Here is a 20,499-nt window from a genome sequence, read left to right on the forward strand (position 1 = left end):
AAATAAAACATTGATCGGTGGCTGTTGGGTGCCGCCACAGCCGCCGATGTTTTTTTAGTTTCAGAATATTTCGCAAATTCAGCAACTTGCTGGGTCTTGCCGCGGAACATGGTTTTATGGGCATTCGCCGAACAACCCTCAGTGTGCTTCTTGTGTTCGCGGCGGTGTCGGCAGCGGCCGCTCAAACGCGGGAACGTCCCGGCGAAACGGCAGATCCGTTCTCTCTTAGCACAGGCAGCTATTTTTCGGCGTCGGCAGCGCCTTCCGGTGCAAGACCCATCGAACGTCAGTTCGAGCACTCGCAGATAGCGAACGAATTGAAGGAGGCTCATGATCTGATAAGACAGGTCTATGTCTCCGGCCCAAAGCTGATGTCCGCTGAAATAATTCAGCCGGCGATCGACGGCATGCTTTCGGCATTGGATCCGCATTCTAATTTCTACGATTCGAAACAATGGTCGGAGCTACTGGATGAACACCGCAGCGGATACACAGGTATTGGTGCGAGCATTGCAAATTTTCAAAAGAACGGGACCGTCGATACCTATGTTCTCTCGACGTTTTCACTTTCGCCCGCAGAACGTGCCCAACTGCGTTACGGTGACCGTATTGTTGCCGTAAATGGCGAGAGCATGACCGGCCGCTCTTCGAATTACGTCCGTGACAAGATCCGCGGAGCTGTTGGAACATCCGTCCGCATCTCAGTCGAGCGAAACGCCACAGGAAAGGTAGAGGTCATAACGGTTCGACGCGGACGCGTGTCGCAGCCTTCGATACCAGATTCTTATATGCTGCGGCAAGGCATAGGCTATATTGAGATGTCCGACGGCTTTCACTACACGACCGCACGCGAATTCGACGAAGCTCTAGTTCTTCTAAAACGTCAGGGAATGAAGGCCCTAATAATTGACCTGCGAGGCAACGGCGGCGGCATCGTCGATCAGGCAGTAAAGGTGGTCGAAAAGTTTGTTCCGAAAGGAACGGTCATCCTGACCCAACGCGGACGCACCGGCCTGGATAACCGTGAATGGCGTTCCAACAATATCGCGCCCGAGACAATGCCTGTGGTAGTGCTGGTAGATCGTGAGTCGGCATCAGCTTCAGAGATCGTCGCCGGAGCGTTTCAGGACACTGACAGAGCGATGATCGTGGGCGAAAAGACGTTCGGCAAAGGACTCGTACAGAGCGTCATAGAACTTCCCGGAAAGAACGGCCTTACGCTGACAACGGCACGCTACCTGACGCCTTCGGGGCGGTCGATCCAACGCGAATATGCCGGCGTCGATTCTTACGACTACTTCAACCATCGCACGGCGATCGCAGCAGCAGCAAAACCCTATTTTGAAGCTCGGACCGTAACGAACCGCAAGGTCATCGGCGGCGACGGCATTCGGCCCGACGAGGAAGTCTTGAGTCAGGAGCTGACGCCCGAGCAGGCGTCCCTGCTCGATGCGCTCTTCTTTTTTGCACGAGATCTCGCCGCGGGTAGATTGACGGGATTTGAGGGTCACCGAATCGTCGGCAACCTCTCGAAGAAACGACTGAACCGCACCGACGCGGCCGTGACGCCTGAGATGGTAGCGACATTTATCGAGCTGAACGCAACGCCGGAGGGACCGCAAACGCGGGAACGCCTGACCAAGCAGGCGGAATTCATCAAACGCAGGCTGCGCCTCAACTTGGCGACCGCTGCTTTCGGCCAAACAACAGCTGCTCAGGTTTTGATAGAGGACGACCCGCAGGTCGCTAAAGCGGTCGAACTTCTGCCGCGTGCCGCACAACTCGCCAGGGCAAGCTCGACCGCCAGGTCTGAACACCGGTAGTTTTACGGGTAATATCTCAACAGTGTCCCGCCGGCCCCAACGGCCCAGCCGTATTTCTTGTCCATGAATATTCCGTATAGATGACTGTTCGTGCCGGGCAGTGAGCGTTCCCAGGTCTTGCCGCGGTCCCGAGTTCGGAGTATCGTGCCGCGATGTCCCGCGATCCACCCGTTCTTGTCGTCCGAAAAAGCCACGCGCATCAGCGAATCGCGAACAGGAGACTCGATGGGCCACCAACTATCGCCGCCATTCGTTGTCTGAATGATCGTCCCGTTCTTGCCGACAGCAACGCCGTTCTTCTGATCGCGAAAATCAACTCCGTAGAGCGGCTCCTTCGTGCCTGTATTCTGACGCGTCCAGGTCATGCCTTCGTCACGGCTCGCCAGTATTGTGCCGTCGTCGCCGACAATCCAGCCGTGTGAGTTTCCGCGAAAGAAAATGCTGAAAAGCTCCAACTTGAACGGCAACAGCACACGACGCCATGTGTCTCCGCCATCCTCCGTTCGCATAAGGAGCGAATCGACCACAACGGCATCATCGCCCGAGCCCCGCAGAACCGAGCCGATGATGTATCCGCGCCGCTTGTCCGAGAACTTGACGCTCAAAAACTCAGGAGTGCCCGAACCGAATTCACCCGTCCGATATGGCCGAATGTCCTGCCATGTCTGCCCGCCGTCACGCGTAACGAACAGTTTGCGGCCTGCAACAACATAGCCATCCTTATCATTACGAAAATAGACCTCGTTGATATCATCGGTAATGTTCAGTTCAACGCGGGTCCATGTTTTTCCGCCGTCCCTTGTGGCCGCCAAATAGCCGTTGTCGCCCGCGACCCAGCCGCGATCGGACGATTGAAAATAAACGCCGACCAGATCGCCGTCAACATCGCAATCAAAGCCGCGCCAGCCTGACTGAGCAGCGGCAACGGACGCGATCGAAAGAACTAAACAAATTGATACAAAAACTCCCCTCACCTTTTCCTCCGGTCACCTTTTTTCGCTTTCAGCTTATAGAATAACGGCTTTCGCGGCGTAATTCATCCTTTCTGATGACGAAATTTCCTTCGGAGTTACCAGAGAAACATCTACTTCACGTTCACAATGCGGTAAACGGTTCCCTGCCATTCGATGACAACCTGTTCGCCTATTGAGAGATACCTGGCGAGCTCACGGTGTTTGCCGATCAGTGCAAAATACTCGCTGCTGCCGAAAACGATCCGCACTTTTTTCGCATCTTTGAAAGTTTCAGCATCCGCATCGATCCAAACGCCTTCCTGATTTCCGAAGTTCTTGTTTCCCACGAACTGATTCACCGACGAATTTCTAATAATTATTTGTTCGCGGCTGTCCTCAGTTTCTCCGTCAAGCGAAACGTTTGACTGCATCGCGTTCTGCTGCACGCTCATACGAACGGCGTCGGCACCGCTGCGTTCAGCGACCTTTGCCTTTGCCGGTGCCGAGAACGCACCGGAAACCACAAGATCCCGCCTCGCATTCACCACCGAACCGTCCGCGGCAAGGTAGGACGTGTAAGGAGTGACCAAGCCGAATCGCGTCCCGAGTTCTACGATCTCATCCTTCAGTTCTTTGGTTTCTCCGTTTGCCCGAATTTGCTCGAGCAGCCAGCCAACGCGGCGGCTCGCCCACAGCCGCGGCAGGAACTCGTTCCCGTCCGAACGGACAGGCATATCGAGATTCGTATATCTAAATTCCCTTCTCTCACCGCCCGCAAGGCCTGTCAGGCGAAACGCGATATTGCGCAGTTCGTTGGTGTTCTTGTAACGGCCGATCACCGTCAATTGCATCCCGCGGAAAAGGTCTGTCAGTTTGCGCGGATACATCGATTCTGCGATCACAGGGCCGAGGTCGAGCTGGAGGTCGGACAGCACCGGTGAGCTGACACGTGAGAAAAAGTTCGAGACCTTGATCTCGAGGTCTTCTTTCGGCTGAACATAATCCGAAATACCGCCGTTCTCAGAACCAATGCGGTCAAGAAGAGCGGTATTCACATCGTATCCGAATCCGAACGGAAAGATCCTTATATTCTGTTGTTTCTCCCTATTCAAGTTCAAGTTCTCGATGATCCGCTCGACATTCCGTTCCCCGACGGTCGGCAGGCCGTCGGTCATGAAAACCAGCATCTTTGGCCTGTCGCTTCGGTCAAATTGCTTTACGGCAGTAACAAGGGCGTCGTTTATGTTCGTGCCGCCTGTAGGACGCAGCTTATCGACGAACTCTGCACCGCGCTTTCTGCCGTCAGAGTTCGCCGCTACGAGACCGCGCTCCATCAGATGTTCCTCACCCGCGAAATTGATCAGATTGAAGCGGTCACCGTCACGCAGCGTTCTGATACCGAAAAGCAGTGCATTCCGAGCCTTGTCCATTTTGCCTTCGTCGGCCATCGAACCGCTTGTATCAAGCACAAAAACGACGTCCTTGTTGACCAATTCCCTTTCGGAGATATTGTCCCGCGGGGACAGCATCAGCAAAAAATAGCCGTCCTTTCCGGGCTCGCGGTACGTCAAAAGCGACATCCCGAAATCGTTGTTCGAGACACCGTAGAACATCTGAAAGTCCCTGTCGTTGTTCTTCGTTTCAAACGATACTACCGACGAAGACGCCGAACGGCTCTTAACTTCGATCTGATGGGTCGGCGAATACACATTCCTGACCGCCTCGCGTGCCGAGATCTCGACCTTGCCCGAAACGGTGCCGAACTGCTGCAGAGCGCGGACATTCCTATCCGTTTTTGTCTGCTGTGTCCGCCACAGGTTGCGGCCCGTCCCTAGCGGATAACGGTAGCCGACAGTGCCGTTCTCGGCTTTTAGTACTTCGGTGTATGTCAGTTCGAGTTTTTTGTCCGAATTTGGCGGAATGGGAAAGATAGATGCCTGAAAAAGGTCCTTTCCTGCATATTCGAGCAGTCCCGGATCGATATTTCGGCGAACGATCTCGTCGTAGATCCGCCTGGCCTCTTCACGTGAACGCACCTCACCGACAAGCTTTTTTCCGTTCTCCCAAATGGCAAATTCCACTATCGAGGCCGTTTCCGGTATGGGAAAGAAGTATGTCCCCTCTAACGTGAATCGCGTGTCATTCCGAAAGACCTGTTCAACGTGGGTACGTGCAACTTGCGCGTCGATCTTGGTCGTAATTTCGATGGATTTCACGGGCAAAGCCGTCGGAAGCTGCGGCACAGGCCGCGGCATCGGCACACACGGCCGCCTGTCGCAGGGAATGGGAAGTATGACGCCCTGTGCCGCGACATTAAATGCTGCAAATACGATAGTTAGAAATGTAAATAGACTTAGGCGGACAAGGCTGCGGTTCATGAGATCTCTCCTTTTCGATCAAACCGACGGGGTGACTTTCGATCAGATCTGATGCAAATTGAACGTTTGACAGGGTCGATTCTTGCATCGAATATGCAACTTTTATGTTTATACTGAATATAATTGTCTGAAAAGGTACTTTATCCAGCGGAGGGCACGATATGCGTCTATTTCTTTCACTATTGGCCATTTCCATCGTCACTCAAATTGCAGTTTCTCAATCAACGGAGACGGCAGCCCCGAACTGCGACGTCAATCTCGCGACCCAGCTTGTCAGACAACAAGTTCGAGAAAGCAGTACGATCACCGCTAACGACAAGCAGATAAGGATTCTTATAAGGTCGGCGGATTTTCTCTGGAAGTACGATGAACAGGCTGCACGAGACTTTTTTGCAGATGCATTCAAACGCGCAGAAGCTGAACACGAGAAGGCAGGTGACGGATCGAAAGCTCGTGATGGATTTGATGCTCGCTTCAGAGAGCAAGTTCCGGATCACAGAATGGATGTGATCCGAGCCGTTGCCAAGCACGACGCCAAGTGGGCCGACCAGCTGATCGCCAGGGTAATTGACGAGTACAAAAAGAATCTGGGCGAGGCCGGTTCCAAGTTTCGCGAACGTGAGATCGATGCTTTGCTGGGCATTGCTATCGCAGTTGCCGCCAACGATCGCGACCTGGCGAGAACCATATTTCGCAGGGTGATGGCGTTTCCGTTGACAATGATGATGGGAGCCGCAATATCGTCGATCTCGCAGACTGACAAAGAACTTTCGGACTCGCTCTACGTTGAGGCGCTCGCTCGTTATCGCGACGAGCGCCCACGAAGGTTGTTGTTCCTTTCTGCGTATCCATTTGCTCAAGGACGCATCATGGGTATTGACAAGTTCCAGTTCGGATTCTCGATCCCTGTCGATATGGAACCGAACAAACCTCTACAGAGGCTTATTATAGAAACTTTTCTGGGACGCGTGGCTCGGTTTGCCGCGAATCAGTCCGATCTTGCGTTGCCTCCTGAAACGCCATACAAGCCCGAGCCGCTGTATCTGGTTACCGGATTGAATGACATCGAACCGATCGTAATTTCTGAATTCCCGGATCTGCTGGATCGCCTTGCAGCCGCACGGTCGCAAGCCCTCGCACTTTTGGATGCGGAAATGCGCAAGACTCTTGAAAGCAGCGGAAACCACGTCGAGCAGCTTTCGATGTCGCTTGATGAACGAATTGCAGCGGCTATCGAGGCTGACAAGGCGGGAAAGTTAACCGACGAGATGATCATCCAACTGATCACCTGGGGCGAGGCAAGCGAGGAGCAGCTTGCGAAAATTCAGCCGTTTCTGGACAAGATAAAGGATGAAAAAGCTAAGAAGGAAGCCTCTGCCTTTTTCTGGTTCAAACGCGGGCTGAGGTCGGTGAAGGACGAGCGATTTGACGATGCGGAAAAACACGCGGAGCGCATCGGCGACCTGGAGCTAAAAGCCTATGTCTATTTTGAACTTGCTGACAAAACAGCGCGATCCGCAAATGATCAGGCGGCAAAATTCGAGATATTGAACAAGCTTTCCAAGGTCATTCGCGCCGCACCCGATTCTGTCGTAAAGGCCCAGATGCTGCTTGGTTTGTCAGGAAAATACGGAGAACTAAATCACACTATCGCACTAGACGAGATTAGTGAATCGATCAAGGTGGTGAACAAACTAAAGGACCCTGACCTTTTATCTAACTTTGTCATGAAACAGATCGCCACAAAGGACATGGCATTCTTTGCGTCATATTCCATTCCCGGATTTGATCTGGAGAGGGCTTTTGGAGATCTAAGCAAGCGGGATATGGATATGGCTTTGGCACATGCACGATCGTTCGATGACAGGTTCTTCCGCACGCTCGCAGTGATCGCTATTGCCAAGCAATGCGTCGCTGCTCCGAAACCGCAAACTGCGATCTGACCTACGGCTTGTCGTCTTCTAGAGCGTCGTCGATGTCTTTTTCGAGCTTGAATCGGAGCTTTTCAACCATCATATCAGCGCGTTGCAGGGCGGCGGCGAGATTTCCGCGCGTACTTTGAATCTCGGTTAGAAGTACTTGTAGATTTGTCTTTTCTGCCGCAAGGCTTCGCCTGCGTGCCTCGCGAACTTCTTCAGGCCGCATGGAACCCGCGATCTGAACGCTCCGCTCGACAACATCAGGTCGTGCATCATATTCGATCTGCTCCAGGCGTGTTTTGATCGTATTCTCCTTCTCGATCATCTCGAAAAGCTGTTTACGCAGCGAATCGGAACGCTGTTCGGCCCGCGTAATGATATCGAGATTCATTAGCAACGCCTTCTGCTTTTCGTCGCCGGCGGACGAAGTTGACGTTTTCTGGCTCTCAAGCCGCTTAACGCGTTCAAGCAGCTCCGCAAGGCGCTCTGTATTCGTCGGGGTCGGTGCTGTCCGCGGTTGAGCGGTTCCGGTCTGTTTGACTTCCTCTTGAGGATCCTCAAAACTTCCGCCGCGGATGATCTCTGCACCCGTGAGAACGGGCGGCGTGGCAAGCGGCCTCGGCTGACGGTTGTTTTGGGAATAGGCGTCAGTAACAGCGACAAAACACACCAGTGCAACCACCGTTAAAACTCTTGGACCTTTCATCTCACTTTTTCCTTCTTGGGCTTATCGGGCAGAAGATCACCTCGAACAAGTTCGACTGCGTTCTTCGCAAGCCCTATCACGGGTATCGCATCGAGGCCCGAATTGACCAGGCCGCGAACTACTCCCTTTTTCCTTATATCACTGCCAACCAGAGCTAAAACAATGAACGTGCCGCCGAACGGCAGTGACCGAGCCCCGCGTTTGACCACCTGCCAGCCGCCGGCCCGCAGCAACTTTCTCTTCACCGATACCTTCGTTTCTTCCATCGTTAGCCAATGCAATACTTGCCTAAATCAGATGACATCAGCATACTCTACTTTGCACGAACTATTACAAATAAAGTTTCACGCATTCATACCACCGGCATGGAACTAAGGATCACAAATCTTTCAAAACGCTTCGGAGATCAATGGATACTTCGCGATGTTGAGTTCAGTGTGAGGCTGGGCACTGTCGTTTGTATTTGCGGTGCTGCGGGGTCCGGAAAGTCAACACTGCTCCGTCTGATCGCCGGCAAAGAAAAAGCGAACGGCGGAACATTCACTGATCTCTCTTCCGAAGACGTATACTTCTCAGACCCCGGGAATTCCCGCGGCCTTCTTTCCATATTCGGGGCTTCCGGCGAAAGGCGATCTGCCGGCTCAGTTGCTTTTTCGCATCTGGATAGTTCACTGAAGAGCCCGAAGAACATCATCTTGCTGGATGAACCTTTCGCGGGTATGGATCGAGAAACACGATCCCGATCAGTACGTACGATCCGAGAGGCGGCCAAACTCGGAAAAACGGTCATCTTCGCGGCGGCCGATTTTAAACACCCCTGTGAGGCTGCCGAAAACGTCATAATGTTGGACCGCGGCACGGTCATGCAAGCGGGAACACCGCAAGAGGTCTATGAGAACCCTGTGTCTGCCTCAGTGGCCGTGTTGACGGGAATGATCAACCTGATAGAGGCTCGACGACTGACGTCGTCAAATGCAGACATTCCCGAATTTCACACAATCAACGGCGGCCTTCGAATATTTTCACAAGCGGTCGCCAAATCCCGGCTCGGTGCTATAAATCAAAACATGTTGCTTGGAATTCGGCCCGAGGACGTCGTCATTGCTATGAATGCGTCGTTCCCTGAAGACAATGTGATACGGGCAACTGTAACGGATGTGCGATTTGACGGTGAAACAAGCTTGGTAGACCTCGACGCGGGCGGCCTTTCACTTACCGCCCGCGTGTTTAAGGTTGTAGGACTGAACATCGGCGACGAATGCATGCTCGGTCTGCCGCCTCACCGTGTAGCGGTACTAAACTAGTTCCCCACAAATACAGATAAGACGATCTGCACCCTTCGGTTCTTTGCCTTGTTAGCAGCGGAGGTATTCGGCGCGACCGGCGTTGATGCTCCAAATCCTTTTGCCATAAGCCGTCCCTCATCAACGCCCTTGGCGGCGAACATATCGGCGACAATGTACGATCGCCGGTCAGTAAGTGTCTGGATCGCTGCAGGATCACCTGTATTGTCGGTATGCGACTCTACTGCGATCCTATAATCTGGGTGATCTGCCAATATTGTACCGAGAGCATTCAATCGTCCGTCCGCCTGCGGCGTCAGAGTGGTCGAACGCGTTCCGGTCCAAATATTCTCGGCAAGGGTGAGCACTATACCTCGATCGTTCTTTTGAACCATTCCAAATCCGCGAAGCTGCTGCAGCAATGCCGGCTCTGCCGCACGGATATTCGCCGCTCTCAGTTCCTTTTCGTTTTCTTCCTGCCGCGAGCGGTTCTCATTTTCGAGGGCTGTCACTCGCGCACGCGCGGTCTCGATCTCGACACGGGCACGGCCAAGCTCTTCACGCAGCCTCCCATTTTCTTCTCGCAGCTCTCGAACCTGATTGGCGTAATTCGCAGAGTCGCGTTCTGCAAGTTCACGGTTGCGCGTCTCGCGGGCCAGTTCGGCACGCAGTTCCGACAACTGTTCTTGAGCGTCCATTACGCGGTTCTCCGCCTCGCGGATCTCGGCATCGGTACGAAGCTGTTCATTTCGCCGTTCCCTCGCGGTCTTTCGCTGAAAAGCCATCTGTTCTGCTTTTACAGCGGCCGATATAGCCCTTCGGGCGGCGACATCGACCGTATCGGAAGCTCTGCCCGCCTGCCAACCATTGTCGGCGTTCTGGAGCAACGTCTCAGCCTCACTCAATTCGTCAGGCGCGTCACGTTCCGCACCGGCGAACTTCGCCAAGGCAACCGCCTGACGCGCCTGCAGGATCGCAGGCGGCGTACGGGCGTAATCTGTCTCCGCTATTTCCGGCGTCCGCGGATCACGGAAGTAATCACTGGAATTCCCAAAATACTGCACGGCCGGTATCGTAGCGATGGTCTTTCCGCGCGGTGCGACGGGATACAGATTCTCAAGCATTATCTGTTGGCTCGGACTCGAAACCAGGAAATGCGGCTCAGCCGTGATGATGATGGAGAACGTCTGAAATGTCGTTGTCACATTTACCTTCGAATCGATAAAGAACAGGCCGCTTCGCTTGATCTCGCCCAAATTGTCAACTTGCCCTTCAGGCGAGATCGCCCAAACGACATAGGTCGCATAGCCCGGCCCGAGTTCAAACGGACGCGGCATTTTCTCGACTGACAGCTCAATTCGGGTTCCAGTCCGAGCCGTGCGTCGGACCTTCGCGTCGCCTTTCATTCGTGGAAAACGCGTGGTTCCGCGAAACTCGACCTTGATGGTCTCATCAAGCGGATAAGTGATCGCAGTGGTCCGCCGCGGGACGTCTGCCTGGGCAAACGTAAAGGCTGTAAAGGCGAATACAAACAGCAGAATGGATAATGGACGCATAAATGAGGGCAATTTCATATTGTCTTTATGATCAAGTCAACTCTTGAAAAGATGCCATATGGTTAAACAGAGTTGCAAACGGAGCGTTTGGACATCGTCATTGGAAGTGAAGTATATTCAACCTTTTACCGTCAAGAATGCAAGATCTTAACCGCCTGTTACGATACGTCCGGCCTTACTGGCCGCTTTTCGTGGTCGCGCTGGTGGCGATGGTCTTCGTAGCGGTCTTTGAGACCGCTATCGGAGCAATGCTGGTACCGATCTTTGAGCAGTTTTTAGGATTTCAGGACGTTAAGGCCAGAACGATCTTTGACCTGAACGCGATAGTTCCAAAGGATGATTGGTACCGGGCATGGTTGGTCATCGGCGGCATGCTACTCGCTTTTACCGTTCTTAAGGGCGTCGCAGAATTTCTTTCAACTTACCTGATGGCGAAGATCGGCCAGTCAGTGATACTGAACATCCGCCAAGAGTTATACGAACACATCCTTCGACAATCAGCCGCTTTTTTTGAACGCCACCGCTCGAATTATCTTGTTTCGAGACTTGTTGTTAGTTGCGCCGCCATCGAACAGGCGGTAACCGCAAATCTGCGGGATGTTCTCCGCGAATCATTGATGCTGGTGTTCTTCCTTGGTGCGGCCATCTATCTGAACTGGAAACTGACGCTCGGGGCACTCATCATCGGCCCGATCATCGCGTACATAACTTCTGAGGTCAGCAGGAGAATGCGAAGGCTGGCCGAGGTATCCCTCAAAGGCAATAAAGACCTGAACGAAACGGCCCACGAGACCTTTGCAAACCACGTTATCGTTAAATCCTATTCAGGCGAAAAAAGAGCGGTCGCGAAGTTTCTGGACGCGGCCGGGACGATCGCAAAGGCGAATCTGCGCGGAGCCAGATATGCGGCATTATCACCGCCGCTGATAGAGATCGTCGGCATCATCGCCGTCGTCGTGCTGCTGTATTTCGGCTTGAGCGAGGTAAATGCAAAACAGCTTGCCCCCGCACAATATTTCGCGTTCCTGTATTTTCTGCTTCGGAGCTATGACCCGATGCGGAAAATATCAAGGCAGCATAATGAACTGTCACGGGCATTTGCTGCGGCACGCGATGTATGGTCAGTTCTCGACGAGCATGATGAGCTGCCAGAGAAGAAGGATGCGGTCACTCTTTCCCCACTGAAAGATCGCATCAAGATCGAAGGCGTTTCATTCAAATATACTGACGAACGAAAATATATACTTCGCGGGATCGATCTGGAAATAGAACGCGGAACAACCGTGGCACTGGTCGGTGAAAGCGGCGGCGGTAAATCGAGCCTCACCAAACTGATCCAGCGGCTGTACGATCCGACCGAAGGCCGTATAACCTGGGACGGCGTCGACCTGCGTGATGCAAAGATCCTTGACGTACGGCGGAACATTGCCATCGTTTCGCAGGAAACCGTCTTGTTCAACGACACTATCTTCAACAACATCACCTTCGGCCGTCCGGACGCCACGCTGGAGCAGGTGCGTGAGGCCGCGAAGGTCGCATTTGCGGACGAGTTCATTTCGCAGTTCCCGGATGGTTTCGACACAATTGTAGGCGAACGCGGCACGCTGCTCTCCGGCGGGCAGCGGCAGCGGATCGCGATCGCTCGGGCTGTGATCGCTGACGCTCCTGTGCTGATATTGGACGAAGCCACTTCGGCACTGGACAGCGAAAGCGAAGCGATCGTGCAGCAGGCGATGGCTAACCTGATGCAGAACCGTACTTCGGTTGTTATCGCACATCGGCTTTCGACGGTCCGAAACGCCGACCTTATCGTGGTCATGCAGGCGGGCGAAATTATTGAAACGGGAACACACGATGAATTGCTCGAGCAAAGCGGAGTTTATCAGCGGCTTTATTCGATGCAGTTCACTGCGGAAGACGAATCGGAGATGAAAAGCGAATGAGATCAATGACGGGCTTCGGCCGCGGCACTGCAGGAAATGAAACGACCAACGTGACGGTCGATCTGAAAACGGTCAATAATCGTTTTCTGGACCTGAATCTTCGACTGCCGGCTGACCTTCAGGCGATAGAGAACGAGATCCGAACCCGCATCGGAGCACGTCTCTCCCGCGGACGAGTGGATGCGAATATTCAGGTCGACCGTACATCGGAGGTCGAATTTGAATTGGACAATCCTACGATCTCAGGCTACTTGTCGGCTGTCGCAAGCATGCGGGAATCATACGGTTTGTCGGGCGAACCGGACATTAACATGATCGCCAGGCTGCCCAACGTCTTCAAACAGAAGAAAGCGGAAGTTGACGGCGGGACACTCGAGCTCGTTTTGAAAGCTCTCGATGAAAGCCTATCGGCGCTTGAGGAGATGCGCGGCAGCGAAGGAACGATCCTGTCCCGCGTCTTGAACGAATGTATCGACCAGATCGAATCGCGGATTCCTGCGATCGAATCACTGGCGTCAACTGTTGCCGACGAGTATCAGGCGCGCCTTGGCAAGCGAATTGAGGATATGCTCGCCAAAAGCGGCCTGAACACCGATATCGACAAAGGACGTCTGGCGCAGGAAGCGGCCTATTTGGCGGATAAGGCCGATATTTCAGAAGAAATTGCCCGATTGCGGGGACACATCGAGCATTTTCGCGAGATAATGTCAGACGAAAAGGATGCCGGCAAGCGACTCGATTTCCTTACTCAGGAGCTGAATCGCGAGGCAAATACCATCGCGTCAAAGACCAACAACATGACGGTGAAGGAGAATGCCCTGGCCATTAAGAGCGAGATTGAGAAAATCCGCGAACAGGTACAAAATATCGAATAAGACCGAGAGTTCGGCGCTTGGGTGCAAACTATGAAAGGAGGCCTGATAATCATTAGTTCACCTTCGGGAGGCGGCAAAGGAACGCTGATCCGAGAAGTATTGCGCACGACGCCCGGCATCACGTTCTCAGTTTCCTACACCACGCGGGCCATGCGCGACGGTGAACAGGACGGCCGCGAATACTTCTTTGTGACCCGAACTGAATTTGAGACGCTTATCGAAAAGGGTGAGTTTTTGGAATATGCCGAGGTCCACGGCAACCTTTACGGAACGTCCAGAACGCAGATCCAACAAGTAATGGACGGCGGCACAGACGTACTGTTGGAGATCGATGTTCAGGGAGCCCGCATCTTGCATTCTGCCGCTCCCGATGCAACGAGCATCTTTATTCTGCCGCCGTCTTTCCCGGTGCTTCAGACACGTCTTACTCTCCGTGCCACTGAAAGCAGCGGTGACCTGCAGCTGCGGCTGAAGAACTCGTTTGATGAGGTCAGAGCCTATGACCTGTTCAAATACGTGATAGTTAACGACGATCTTAACCACGCTGTAGAAGACCTTCGGACCATCATCAAGGCGGAAAGACTGCTGCGGGATAGACAAATCGATGAGATACAGAGTATTCTAGATGGTTTCGACGCCTCGTATCGGCGTTTTGCTGCATCATGACAAAGAAAATTACGGAAGAGCTTGAAGAGATCGAAGGCGCGGAAGACGGGATCGAAGAACCCGAAGTTATCGACCCGCCGGAGATCGATTCCAAATATCGGCTCATACTGCTGGCCGCGCAACGAAGCAAGCAGCTTCAGAGAGGTGCTCATCCTCGTGTCGATCTTGACCTGAGAAAGCGTAAACCTACGCGCGTGGCCCTAAAGGAATTGGAAGAGAAAAAAGTAAATTTCGAACTGCTCGAAGACTGAGCAGCAACTTTTAGGATCTGGAGCTCTGCGTCAATAACTGCCGCAGAGCTTTTTTATTGTTCCCTATCTTACGAATGGAGCTACGCTTCCCTTCTTTTTGGGATGAGTAACATCGTCGTCAGGCGAGTTCTCAGAATTGTCGACCGCTGCAGTAAGCAACGCCAAACAGCTGAGGAATAATAGGGCCACAGCCGTAATGTGAAGCACGAAATCAAAAAGGCTGTGAACAAGAACCGCAAAGCACGCCCCCGCCGCTCCTACAGCTATCCCTCGCAGATGATGGTCTTTTATTAAAAGTGCCTTTCTAACCGCATTGCCGAAGACAACAAGAAAAGAGATGCCTAAGACAATGCCGACAACGCCCGCATCAGCCGCAACCTGAAGAAAGTCGTTGTGAGCCTGTTCTACGAGCATCTGCCCGCCGGAAGTGTCCTTTGCCGCATATGCTGTGTGAAATGCTCCGATGCCTGCCCCCAACGGGAAATTGTCGCGAATAACGTAGGTCGTAACCCGCCAGATGTGCATTCGGTACGAAGAAATGTCTTCCGTCTCCAACGAATCACCGATACGCGTTAGCGACGTCTCCCCGCCAACGAAGATCGCCCCGCCGATAGCCGTCACCAATAATGCGAACGACAGCGCGAACTTCGCCGCCACACTTTTTCCGGACCTAGACCGTGACGAGATCAGAGAGACCAAGATAACCATGGCGATCAGCGATACCAGTCCGCCGCGTGAGCCGCTCAACAATAATGAAGTGGCCATGATCGCGATGGAGGTCACGGTCAGCAAGACCTTATCCCGTCCTACGGCTCCCGAGAAAAGAAGGCCGATCGGAAATGCTATGCACATTTCGACGACAGCTGCAAAATTATGGCGATTGACGAACGAGCCGAAAGGAGTTGCGGCAGCGGGCGTATATATCCCGTAGATCGAGTCGGGGCTCAGGACCGACTGAAGGATCGCATAGAATGCATATACAGTGCCGAAAACGGTAACGAATACGGCGAACTTCTTTACTCTCGCGGCAGTGCCCAACAACCCCAAAAACGATGATGAAACAAAGAAGAGGATCAGGATCGAAACACCAGCCGCCAGCGAATGATAGGGTTCGAGAGAGATGGTTCTAGGTATTTGCCCTATGCCTGCCGAGTCCGAAACTGTACCTATCGGCACCGACTGCACGAACGCATACAATGCGAACAATAGCATCGGCGAAAATATCAAGAGGCCTGAGATCCGTAGCTGATCGCGAAAAGCTGATAACGAATAAAGGATGACGAAGATCGTCGAAAAAAGATAGAAAACTGCTATGACAGGCTGGTGTACAGTCCCATAAGCCATGACTGCGAAGACCGTTAACGCCATGTAAAGCCCGAATGCTATGGAACTTAGTCTTTGCATCTACCTCCTGATCAGCTCCATATCGTCAAACCAGAAAGTCCCCGACATGGGGCACTCCTCACCGCAAAACTTTCTCAGTGTCCGTATGGAGATGCCTGTGCAGTTTCGCGGTGTCTGAAAGTCGATGCGAAATTCTCGCCACTCGTAACTGCCGGCGGCGAAGTTCTCCGAGCTCGCCAACGCCTTTTCGTTGATCAGATCGACAACCTCCACGAACGGCAGGCCCGGCGATTGCAGATTTTCGGCACGCACGTAAAAAACCAGCGTGTACGACGAATCAGGTTCAACAGCGACGGTCTGAGCAATATTGTAGAAGGCAGGCTTTGAATACCCTCGAAACGTTGTTCGCAGGCTTCGTTCGCCGGTGCGTTTTACCCTCGAATCAGCCCCGATCTCGACCTTCGCTTCATTCCGATAGATCTCCCAAGAAAAGCGAGCGTCTTCAACGTTTCCGATAGGTGACTCAAACGAACCGTCGGAGACCTTGTTAAGCGAAGCCTTTGCCATCCCAAGTTGCTCAAAGAATGCCATGGCCTCGATAAAGCGCTTTTGTCCGTAGAGCCCGTCGGCGATGCCGCGAGCAAGCTTTTCATTCTTCTTCTTATCCTCGTCCCCCAGCCGGTCCCAGTTTCGCAGCGATGCCTCCGCCGCTCCTCGCGACGCGAAGAAATAGGCCGCATGGGCGATCGCATCCGCCCTATCACCTGCGACATACTCGATCCGGGCAGTATCTTTCTCGTATATATCCCAAACAAGAGAAAACGCCTGATCGCGATAGCGGCGTGAATCGAAGGCCGCGGCCCGCAGCTCCTGCAATGCCTCGCTCTCTCGCCCCCGTCTTATAAGAAAATTAGCAAGATGCCAGCGAGGTGCAGAGTAGTTCGGCGCCAAAGCTGCCGCCCGCTCAAATTCCGATTCGGCCTTTGCGAGTTCACCGCTTTGCTCATAAGCCCTTGCGAGGTCAATACGTCGATGAATATCGAAGGGCGACAGGCGTGCCGCATCGACGTACGAAGCAAGTGACTCCTCGGGCGCGAACATAATTGAACCCAGCAGCTTATGTCCGCCGGAAAACAGCGGAGCAAATCGGATCGACGTTCCCGCGATCTCAGCGGCATTATCTTCGGCGGGAGAAGTTCGTTCGGCAAGCATCGTACCGATCTGCCAGCGGATCCCGAACCATGCGCACAGCACGCAACCGATGACCATCGCGATCAACAGGGTGCGTGAGGCGGCATTTGTGGCGTTATTTGGCATCAACGTCTCGAGCCTAAGACCCGAAATAGTCTGCGATACTGTCCACTACGTAGCTCAGCTGTTCCGGTGTCAATTCAGGATAGATCGGCAGGGCGAGCGTCTCGCGAGCAGCACACTCAGATTCCGGAAGGTCACCTTCTACATATCCCACGAAAGCGAAACACTCTTGAAGATGGAGCGGGACAGGATAATAGATATCAGTTCCGATGCCTTTTTCCGTCAGGTGCGACCTTAGGGCATTGCGCCCCGACGGCACTCGCACGACGAACTGGTTGTAGATATGCCTGCATTCCTCTCTTTCGAACGGCAAAATTATCTTTTCTGTCAGACCGGCACGATCAAACAATTCGCGATAGCGGTCAGCATTTGATCTCCGGCGACCCGACCATTCGGCGAGGTGTGGCAGTTTCACACGCAGCACCGCTCCCTGAAAACCGTCCAGACGCGAATTGAGCCCGACCCATTTGTGATAGTAACGCTCCTTCGAGCCGTGAACGCGTAACGCCCGGAGTTTTTCAGCGATCTCGTCATCATTCGTCGTCATGAAACCGCCGTCACCCATACCTCCAAGATTCTTTGACGGATAGAAAGAAAAACAGCCGATCGCGGACAACGCCCCCGCACGAATGCCGTTCTCTTCCGAGCCGATCGCCTGTGCCGCATCCTCGATGACAGGTATCCCGTGAGCATCAGCTATGGCGTTCAGACGGGTCATGTCGGCACATTGGCCGAAAAGGTGAACAGGCTGAATGGCTTTGGTGCGTTCGGTGATCTTTGCCTCGATCTGCGTAACATTCAGGTTATACGTGTCCGGTTCTATGTCCACAAAGACCGGTGTCGCGCCGAGCCTTGTTATGGCGCTGACCGTCGCAAAAAAGCTGTACGGTGTAGTGATCACCTCATCGCCGGGACCGATATCGAATGCCATCATTGCCAGCAGAAGAGCATCGCTTCCCGAAGCGCAGCCGATGGCGTGTTTGACGCCGCAATAGGACGCAAGTTCATTTTCAAGCTCGGCCACCTCGCCTCCCAAAATGAATGCATTTGTGTCCAGAACACGCCCTAAAGCGGCTTCGATCTCGGGCCTCAGAGCAGCGTTTTGTTCAGTCAGATCTAGTAAAGGGACTCTCATTTTCTGCACTAGATAATATCGAAACGACTTTGGATTTGCATTGCCGGCACCATCTCTTTAATCTGATGCGAATGATAGAAGATCGCGAGGCGGGAACGAAAGAGATAATGAAACGCCTGAAAAAGGCGTATCCGGACGCACATTGCGCCCTGAACCACGCAAATCCTTTTCAGCTTTTGATCGCGACGATCTTGTCGGCACAGTGCACCGACGAGCGTGTAAACATCGTCACTGCCGAGCTCTTTCGCAAGTATCCAACCCCGCAGGATTTCGTCGAAGTGAGCCAACAGGAATTGGAGAAAGAGATCCACTCGACCGGATTTTTCCGCAACAAGGCGAAGAATATCAAGGCGGCGTGTGAACGTCTGATCGCAGTTTACGGCGGCGAGGTCCCGCGAACGATGGAAGATCTGCTGACGCTCGGCGGTGTCGCCCGCAAGACCGCGAATGTGGTAATGGGAAATGCATTCGGCATCGCCTCGGGAGTGGTCGTGGATACGCACGTTTCCCGGCTTTCCCAAAGGCTCGGGCTGACAAATGAAAAAACCGCCGAAAAGATCGAGGACGATCTTCGGCGGTTGGTTCCAAAGCAAAATTGGGTAATGTTCCCTCACTGGCTCATCACGCATGGACGGCGCGTGTGCAATGCGCGAAAGCCGCTATGCAGTGAGTGCGTCCTAGCGGACATCTGTCCGAGTCGCAATGATTTTGTCTAATTTCTCGCTGCGGGCGGCGGCGGCATTTCACCTGCCTTAAACCTCGGCAGCATTTCGTCCCGCATCGCAAGCACGTAAACCGCAGCGGCAAAGATTATCGCAGATTTTTTCACGTCGTCTTCGATGATCCTCTCATACGTGTCCAGGTTCGTGTGCCATGTGTGGCTGCCGTATTCGATCGGATCCTGTTGAACACCGATGCCCGGAAGGCCCGCATTATTGAACGAAGTGTGATCGGTCCCGCCGAGATTGCGGCTTGTTGTTGCAATGACACCCATGAAGCCGTAATCGGAAAAGGGCGCCGTAGCTTCACGCAGGATAGCAGCCGCCTCGGGCGGGCCGAAAACGGTCATTCCGCGAATTTTGCCGGTGCCGCTGTCAACGTTGAAATAGCCGCCGAATTTGCTGAAATCAGGGCCCGGAGCTTCGGCAGATCCAAAATGACGCTTCACATAGGCCTGAGAGCCTAAAAGCCCCTGCTCTTCGCCGCCCCATAGGGCGACGCGGATCGTGCGACGCGGCTTAACGCCGATAGCCTTTAGAATACGGGCTGCTTCCATCATCACTGCGCAGCCTATGGCGTTGTCGGTGGCTCCTGTTGCCGCATGCCAGGAATCGAGGTGTCCGCCGAGCATTATCACTTCGTCTTTCTTGTCCGTACCCGTGATCTCGCCGATAACGTTATAACTCGTCACGCCGTCCGGAACGCTGCGGGTGCGAATATCAAATTCAAGCCGAACCGGTGTATTTCTCTCGACCAACCGATAGATACGGCCGTAGTCTTCATTCCTCATCACGACGGTCGGAACCACTTTGTTCACGTCGAATGTCCGGTTGTTGAATGCCCGGATCTGACCATGTTCGCGGCCGGCATCATTGACGCGAACGGCGACATTGTTGGCGACAAGAAATGCATCCAATTGTTCGGAGACCTGAGCTCCGGTAAGAGCTCCCGGTTTAGCAGGTGCCGCGGGCGGCGGAGGCTGAGCAGCGGGTGGTCCAGACGGCTGAGGAGCATCCGCACCAAATCGACGCTGCAGGACGTCGTCAGCGATACGTTTTGCAGGAGGATTGAAGTTTACCGGTATTACGCCGGGTTTCCCTACGAGAACGACCTTGCCGTTCACCTTCTCTTTCATGCCCTCAAAGTATGCGGTCAATTCCTCTTGTGTCGGCCTTTCCGGCAGCACCATATTCACCGCATCGGTGATCACCACACCTTTAGTTGAAGGCGTCCAAGCCAATACCTCGAACGTAAGGGTATCTTGGACAGGCCGCTGCATCAGGCCGACAGCTCTCTCAAGCACCCAGCCCGGATGCCCGAATTGCCAAGGCTCAAGTTCTCCCTTGTCAAATCCCCAGTTCAGCATTTCCCGAGCTGCCCAGCGTGCCGAATTCACATGATTCGGGCTGCCCGTAAGACGCGGACCATAAAGATCGGTAAGGAAGTGAAGCGAGTTCATGATGGTCGATCTTTCCATGCCCTCTTTTCGTATCGCAGCGTAAACCTCATCGCGCGATGCCTGTGCAAATAATGCCGAAGGTGTAAAGATCGAAACGATCAACAATAGTGCTGCAAAGTGTTTGACTGTAGATATTCTCTTCATTGCTTGTCTGAAACGCCTTTAGGCAAACGG

General features: G+C 53.5%; 17 protein-coding genes. 8 read left to right on the plus strand and 9 right to left on the minus strand.

What is annotated here, in order from left to right:
* Window positions 1-116: 116 nt before the first annotated feature.
* A complete protein-coding gene (locus IPM50_02320) occupies window positions 117-1,823 on the plus strand; it encodes a S41 family peptidase (protein ID QQS33435.1) in 1,707 nt (568 codons plus the stop codon).
* A gap of 2 nt (window positions 1,824-1,825) precedes the next feature.
* On the opposite strand, the gene IPM50_02325 is transcribed toward IPM50_02320, so the two are convergent.
* Window positions 1,826-2,797, minus strand: a complete 972-nt coding sequence (locus IPM50_02325; GenBank protein QQS33436.1) for a hypothetical protein — start codon at window positions 2,795-2,797, stop codon at window positions 1,826-1,828.
* A gap of 110 nt (window positions 2,798-2,907) precedes the next feature.
* The gene (locus IPM50_02330) at window positions 2,908-5,154 is read right to left on the minus strand and encodes a VWA domain-containing protein (GenBank protein ID QQS33437.1); all 2,247 of its coding nucleotides are present in this window, start codon (window positions 5,152-5,154) and stop codon (window positions 2,908-2,910) included.
* 161 nt (window positions 5,155-5,315) lie between these two features.
* Here IPM50_02330 and IPM50_02335 point away from each other — a divergent pair, with 161 nt between their 5' ends.
* Window positions 5,316-7,097: a hypothetical protein gene (locus tag IPM50_02335; protein ID QQS33438.1), complete on the plus strand. Its 1,782-nt coding sequence runs from the start codon at window positions 5,316-5,318 to the stop codon at window positions 7,095-7,097.
* A 1-nt stretch (window position 7,098) separates the two neighbouring features.
* Here the strand turns inward: IPM50_02335 and IPM50_02340 are convergent, their stop codons facing one another.
* Together IPM50_02340 and IPM50_02345 are read right to left on the minus strand one after the other, a co-directional pair.
* Window positions 7,099-7,779, minus strand: a complete 681-nt coding sequence (locus IPM50_02340; GenBank protein QQS33439.1) for a hypothetical protein — start codon at window positions 7,777-7,779, stop codon at window positions 7,099-7,101.
* Window positions 7,776-8,045, minus strand: coding sequence for a hypothetical protein (locus IPM50_02345; GenBank protein QQS33440.1), 270 nt, complete (start codon window positions 8,043-8,045; stop codon window positions 7,776-7,778). Before IPM50_02345 ends, IPM50_02340 begins: the two co-directional genes overlap by 4 nt.
* Before the next feature lie 9 nt (window positions 8,046-8,054).
* Here IPM50_02345 and IPM50_02350 point away from each other — a divergent pair, with 9 nt between their 5' ends.
* Window positions 8,055-9,083 carry an ATP-binding cassette domain-containing protein gene (locus tag IPM50_02350; protein QQS33441.1) on the plus strand — a complete coding sequence of 343 codons (1,029 nt, stop codon included), beginning with the start codon at window positions 8,055-8,057 and terminating at the stop codon, window positions 9,081-9,083.
* Here IPM50_02350 and IPM50_02355 read toward each other — a convergent pair.
* Window positions 9,080-10,636, minus strand: coding sequence for an OmpA family protein (locus IPM50_02355; GenBank protein QQS33442.1), 1,557 nt, complete (start codon window positions 10,634-10,636; stop codon window positions 9,080-9,082). The genes IPM50_02350 and IPM50_02355 overlap by 4 nt on opposite strands.
* A 119-nt stretch (window positions 10,637-10,755) precedes the next feature.
* On the opposite strand from IPM50_02355, the gene IPM50_02360 reads away from it, so the two are divergent.
* From IPM50_02360 to rpoZ, 4 genes are read left to right on the plus strand one after another with little or no spacing between them, the layout of a single operon-like run.
* Window positions 10,756-12,561: an ATP-binding cassette domain-containing protein gene (locus tag IPM50_02360; GenBank protein QQS33443.1), complete on the plus strand. Its 1,806-nt coding sequence runs from the start codon at window positions 10,756-10,758 to the stop codon at window positions 12,559-12,561.
* Entirely contained in the window at window positions 12,558-13,436 is an 879-nt protein-coding gene (locus IPM50_02365) for a YicC family protein (protein QQS33444.1), read from the plus strand. The genes IPM50_02360 and IPM50_02365 overlap by 4 nt, the downstream gene beginning before the upstream one ends.
* 30 nt (window positions 13,437-13,466) lie before the next feature.
* Window positions 13,467-14,102, plus strand: coding sequence for a guanylate kinase (gmk, locus tag IPM50_02370; GenBank protein ID QQS33445.1), 636 nt, complete (start codon window positions 13,467-13,469; stop codon window positions 14,100-14,102).
* Window positions 14,099-14,353, plus strand: a complete 255-nt coding sequence (rpoZ, locus tag IPM50_02375; protein QQS33446.1) for a DNA-directed RNA polymerase subunit omega — start codon at window positions 14,099-14,101, stop codon at window positions 14,351-14,353. Before gmk ends, rpoZ begins: the two co-directional genes overlap by 4 nt.
* A gap of 63 nt (window positions 14,354-14,416) precedes the next feature.
* On the opposite strand, the gene IPM50_02380 is transcribed toward rpoZ, so the two are convergent.
* From IPM50_02380 to IPM50_02390, 3 genes are read right to left on the minus strand one after another with little or no spacing between them, the layout of a single operon-like run.
* The gene (locus tag IPM50_02380; GenBank protein QQS33447.1) at window positions 14,417-15,757 is read right to left on the minus strand and encodes an O-antigen ligase family protein; all 1,341 of its coding nucleotides are present in this window, start codon (window positions 15,755-15,757) and stop codon (window positions 14,417-14,419) included.
* Window positions 15,758-17,014 carry a hypothetical protein gene (locus IPM50_02385; protein ID QQS33448.1) on the minus strand — a complete coding sequence of 419 codons (1,257 nt, stop codon included), beginning with the start codon at window positions 17,012-17,014 and terminating at the stop codon, window positions 15,758-15,760. It abuts the gene before it with no gap.
* A gap of 13 nt (window positions 17,015-17,027) precedes the next feature.
* Complete coding sequence (locus IPM50_02390; GenBank protein ID QQS33449.1) at window positions 17,028-18,146, minus strand: DegT/DnrJ/EryC1/StrS family aminotransferase; 1,119 nt, start codon at window positions 18,144-18,146, stop codon at window positions 17,028-17,030.
* Window positions 18,147-18,211: 65 nt separating this feature from the next.
* On the opposite strand from IPM50_02390, the gene nth reads away from it, so the two are divergent.
* Window positions 18,212-18,862 (plus strand): endonuclease III, encoded by a 651-nt coding sequence (gene nth / locus IPM50_02395; protein QQS33450.1) that lies wholly within the window; start codon window positions 18,212-18,214, stop codon window positions 18,860-18,862.
* On the opposite strand, the gene IPM50_02400 is transcribed toward nth, so the two are convergent.
* The gene (locus IPM50_02400) at window positions 18,859-20,469 is read right to left on the minus strand and encodes a M20/M25/M40 family metallo-hydrolase (protein ID QQS33451.1); all 1,611 of its coding nucleotides are present in this window, start codon (window positions 20,467-20,469) and stop codon (window positions 18,859-18,861) included. The two genes, nth and IPM50_02400, sit on opposite strands and share 4 nt — an antisense overlap.
* Window positions 20,470-20,499: the final 30 nt, after the last annotated feature.

This window comes from Acidobacteriota bacterium, assembly GCA_016700075.1.
Lineage (GTDB): Bacteria > Acidobacteriota > Blastocatellia > Pyrinomonadales > Pyrinomonadaceae > OLB17.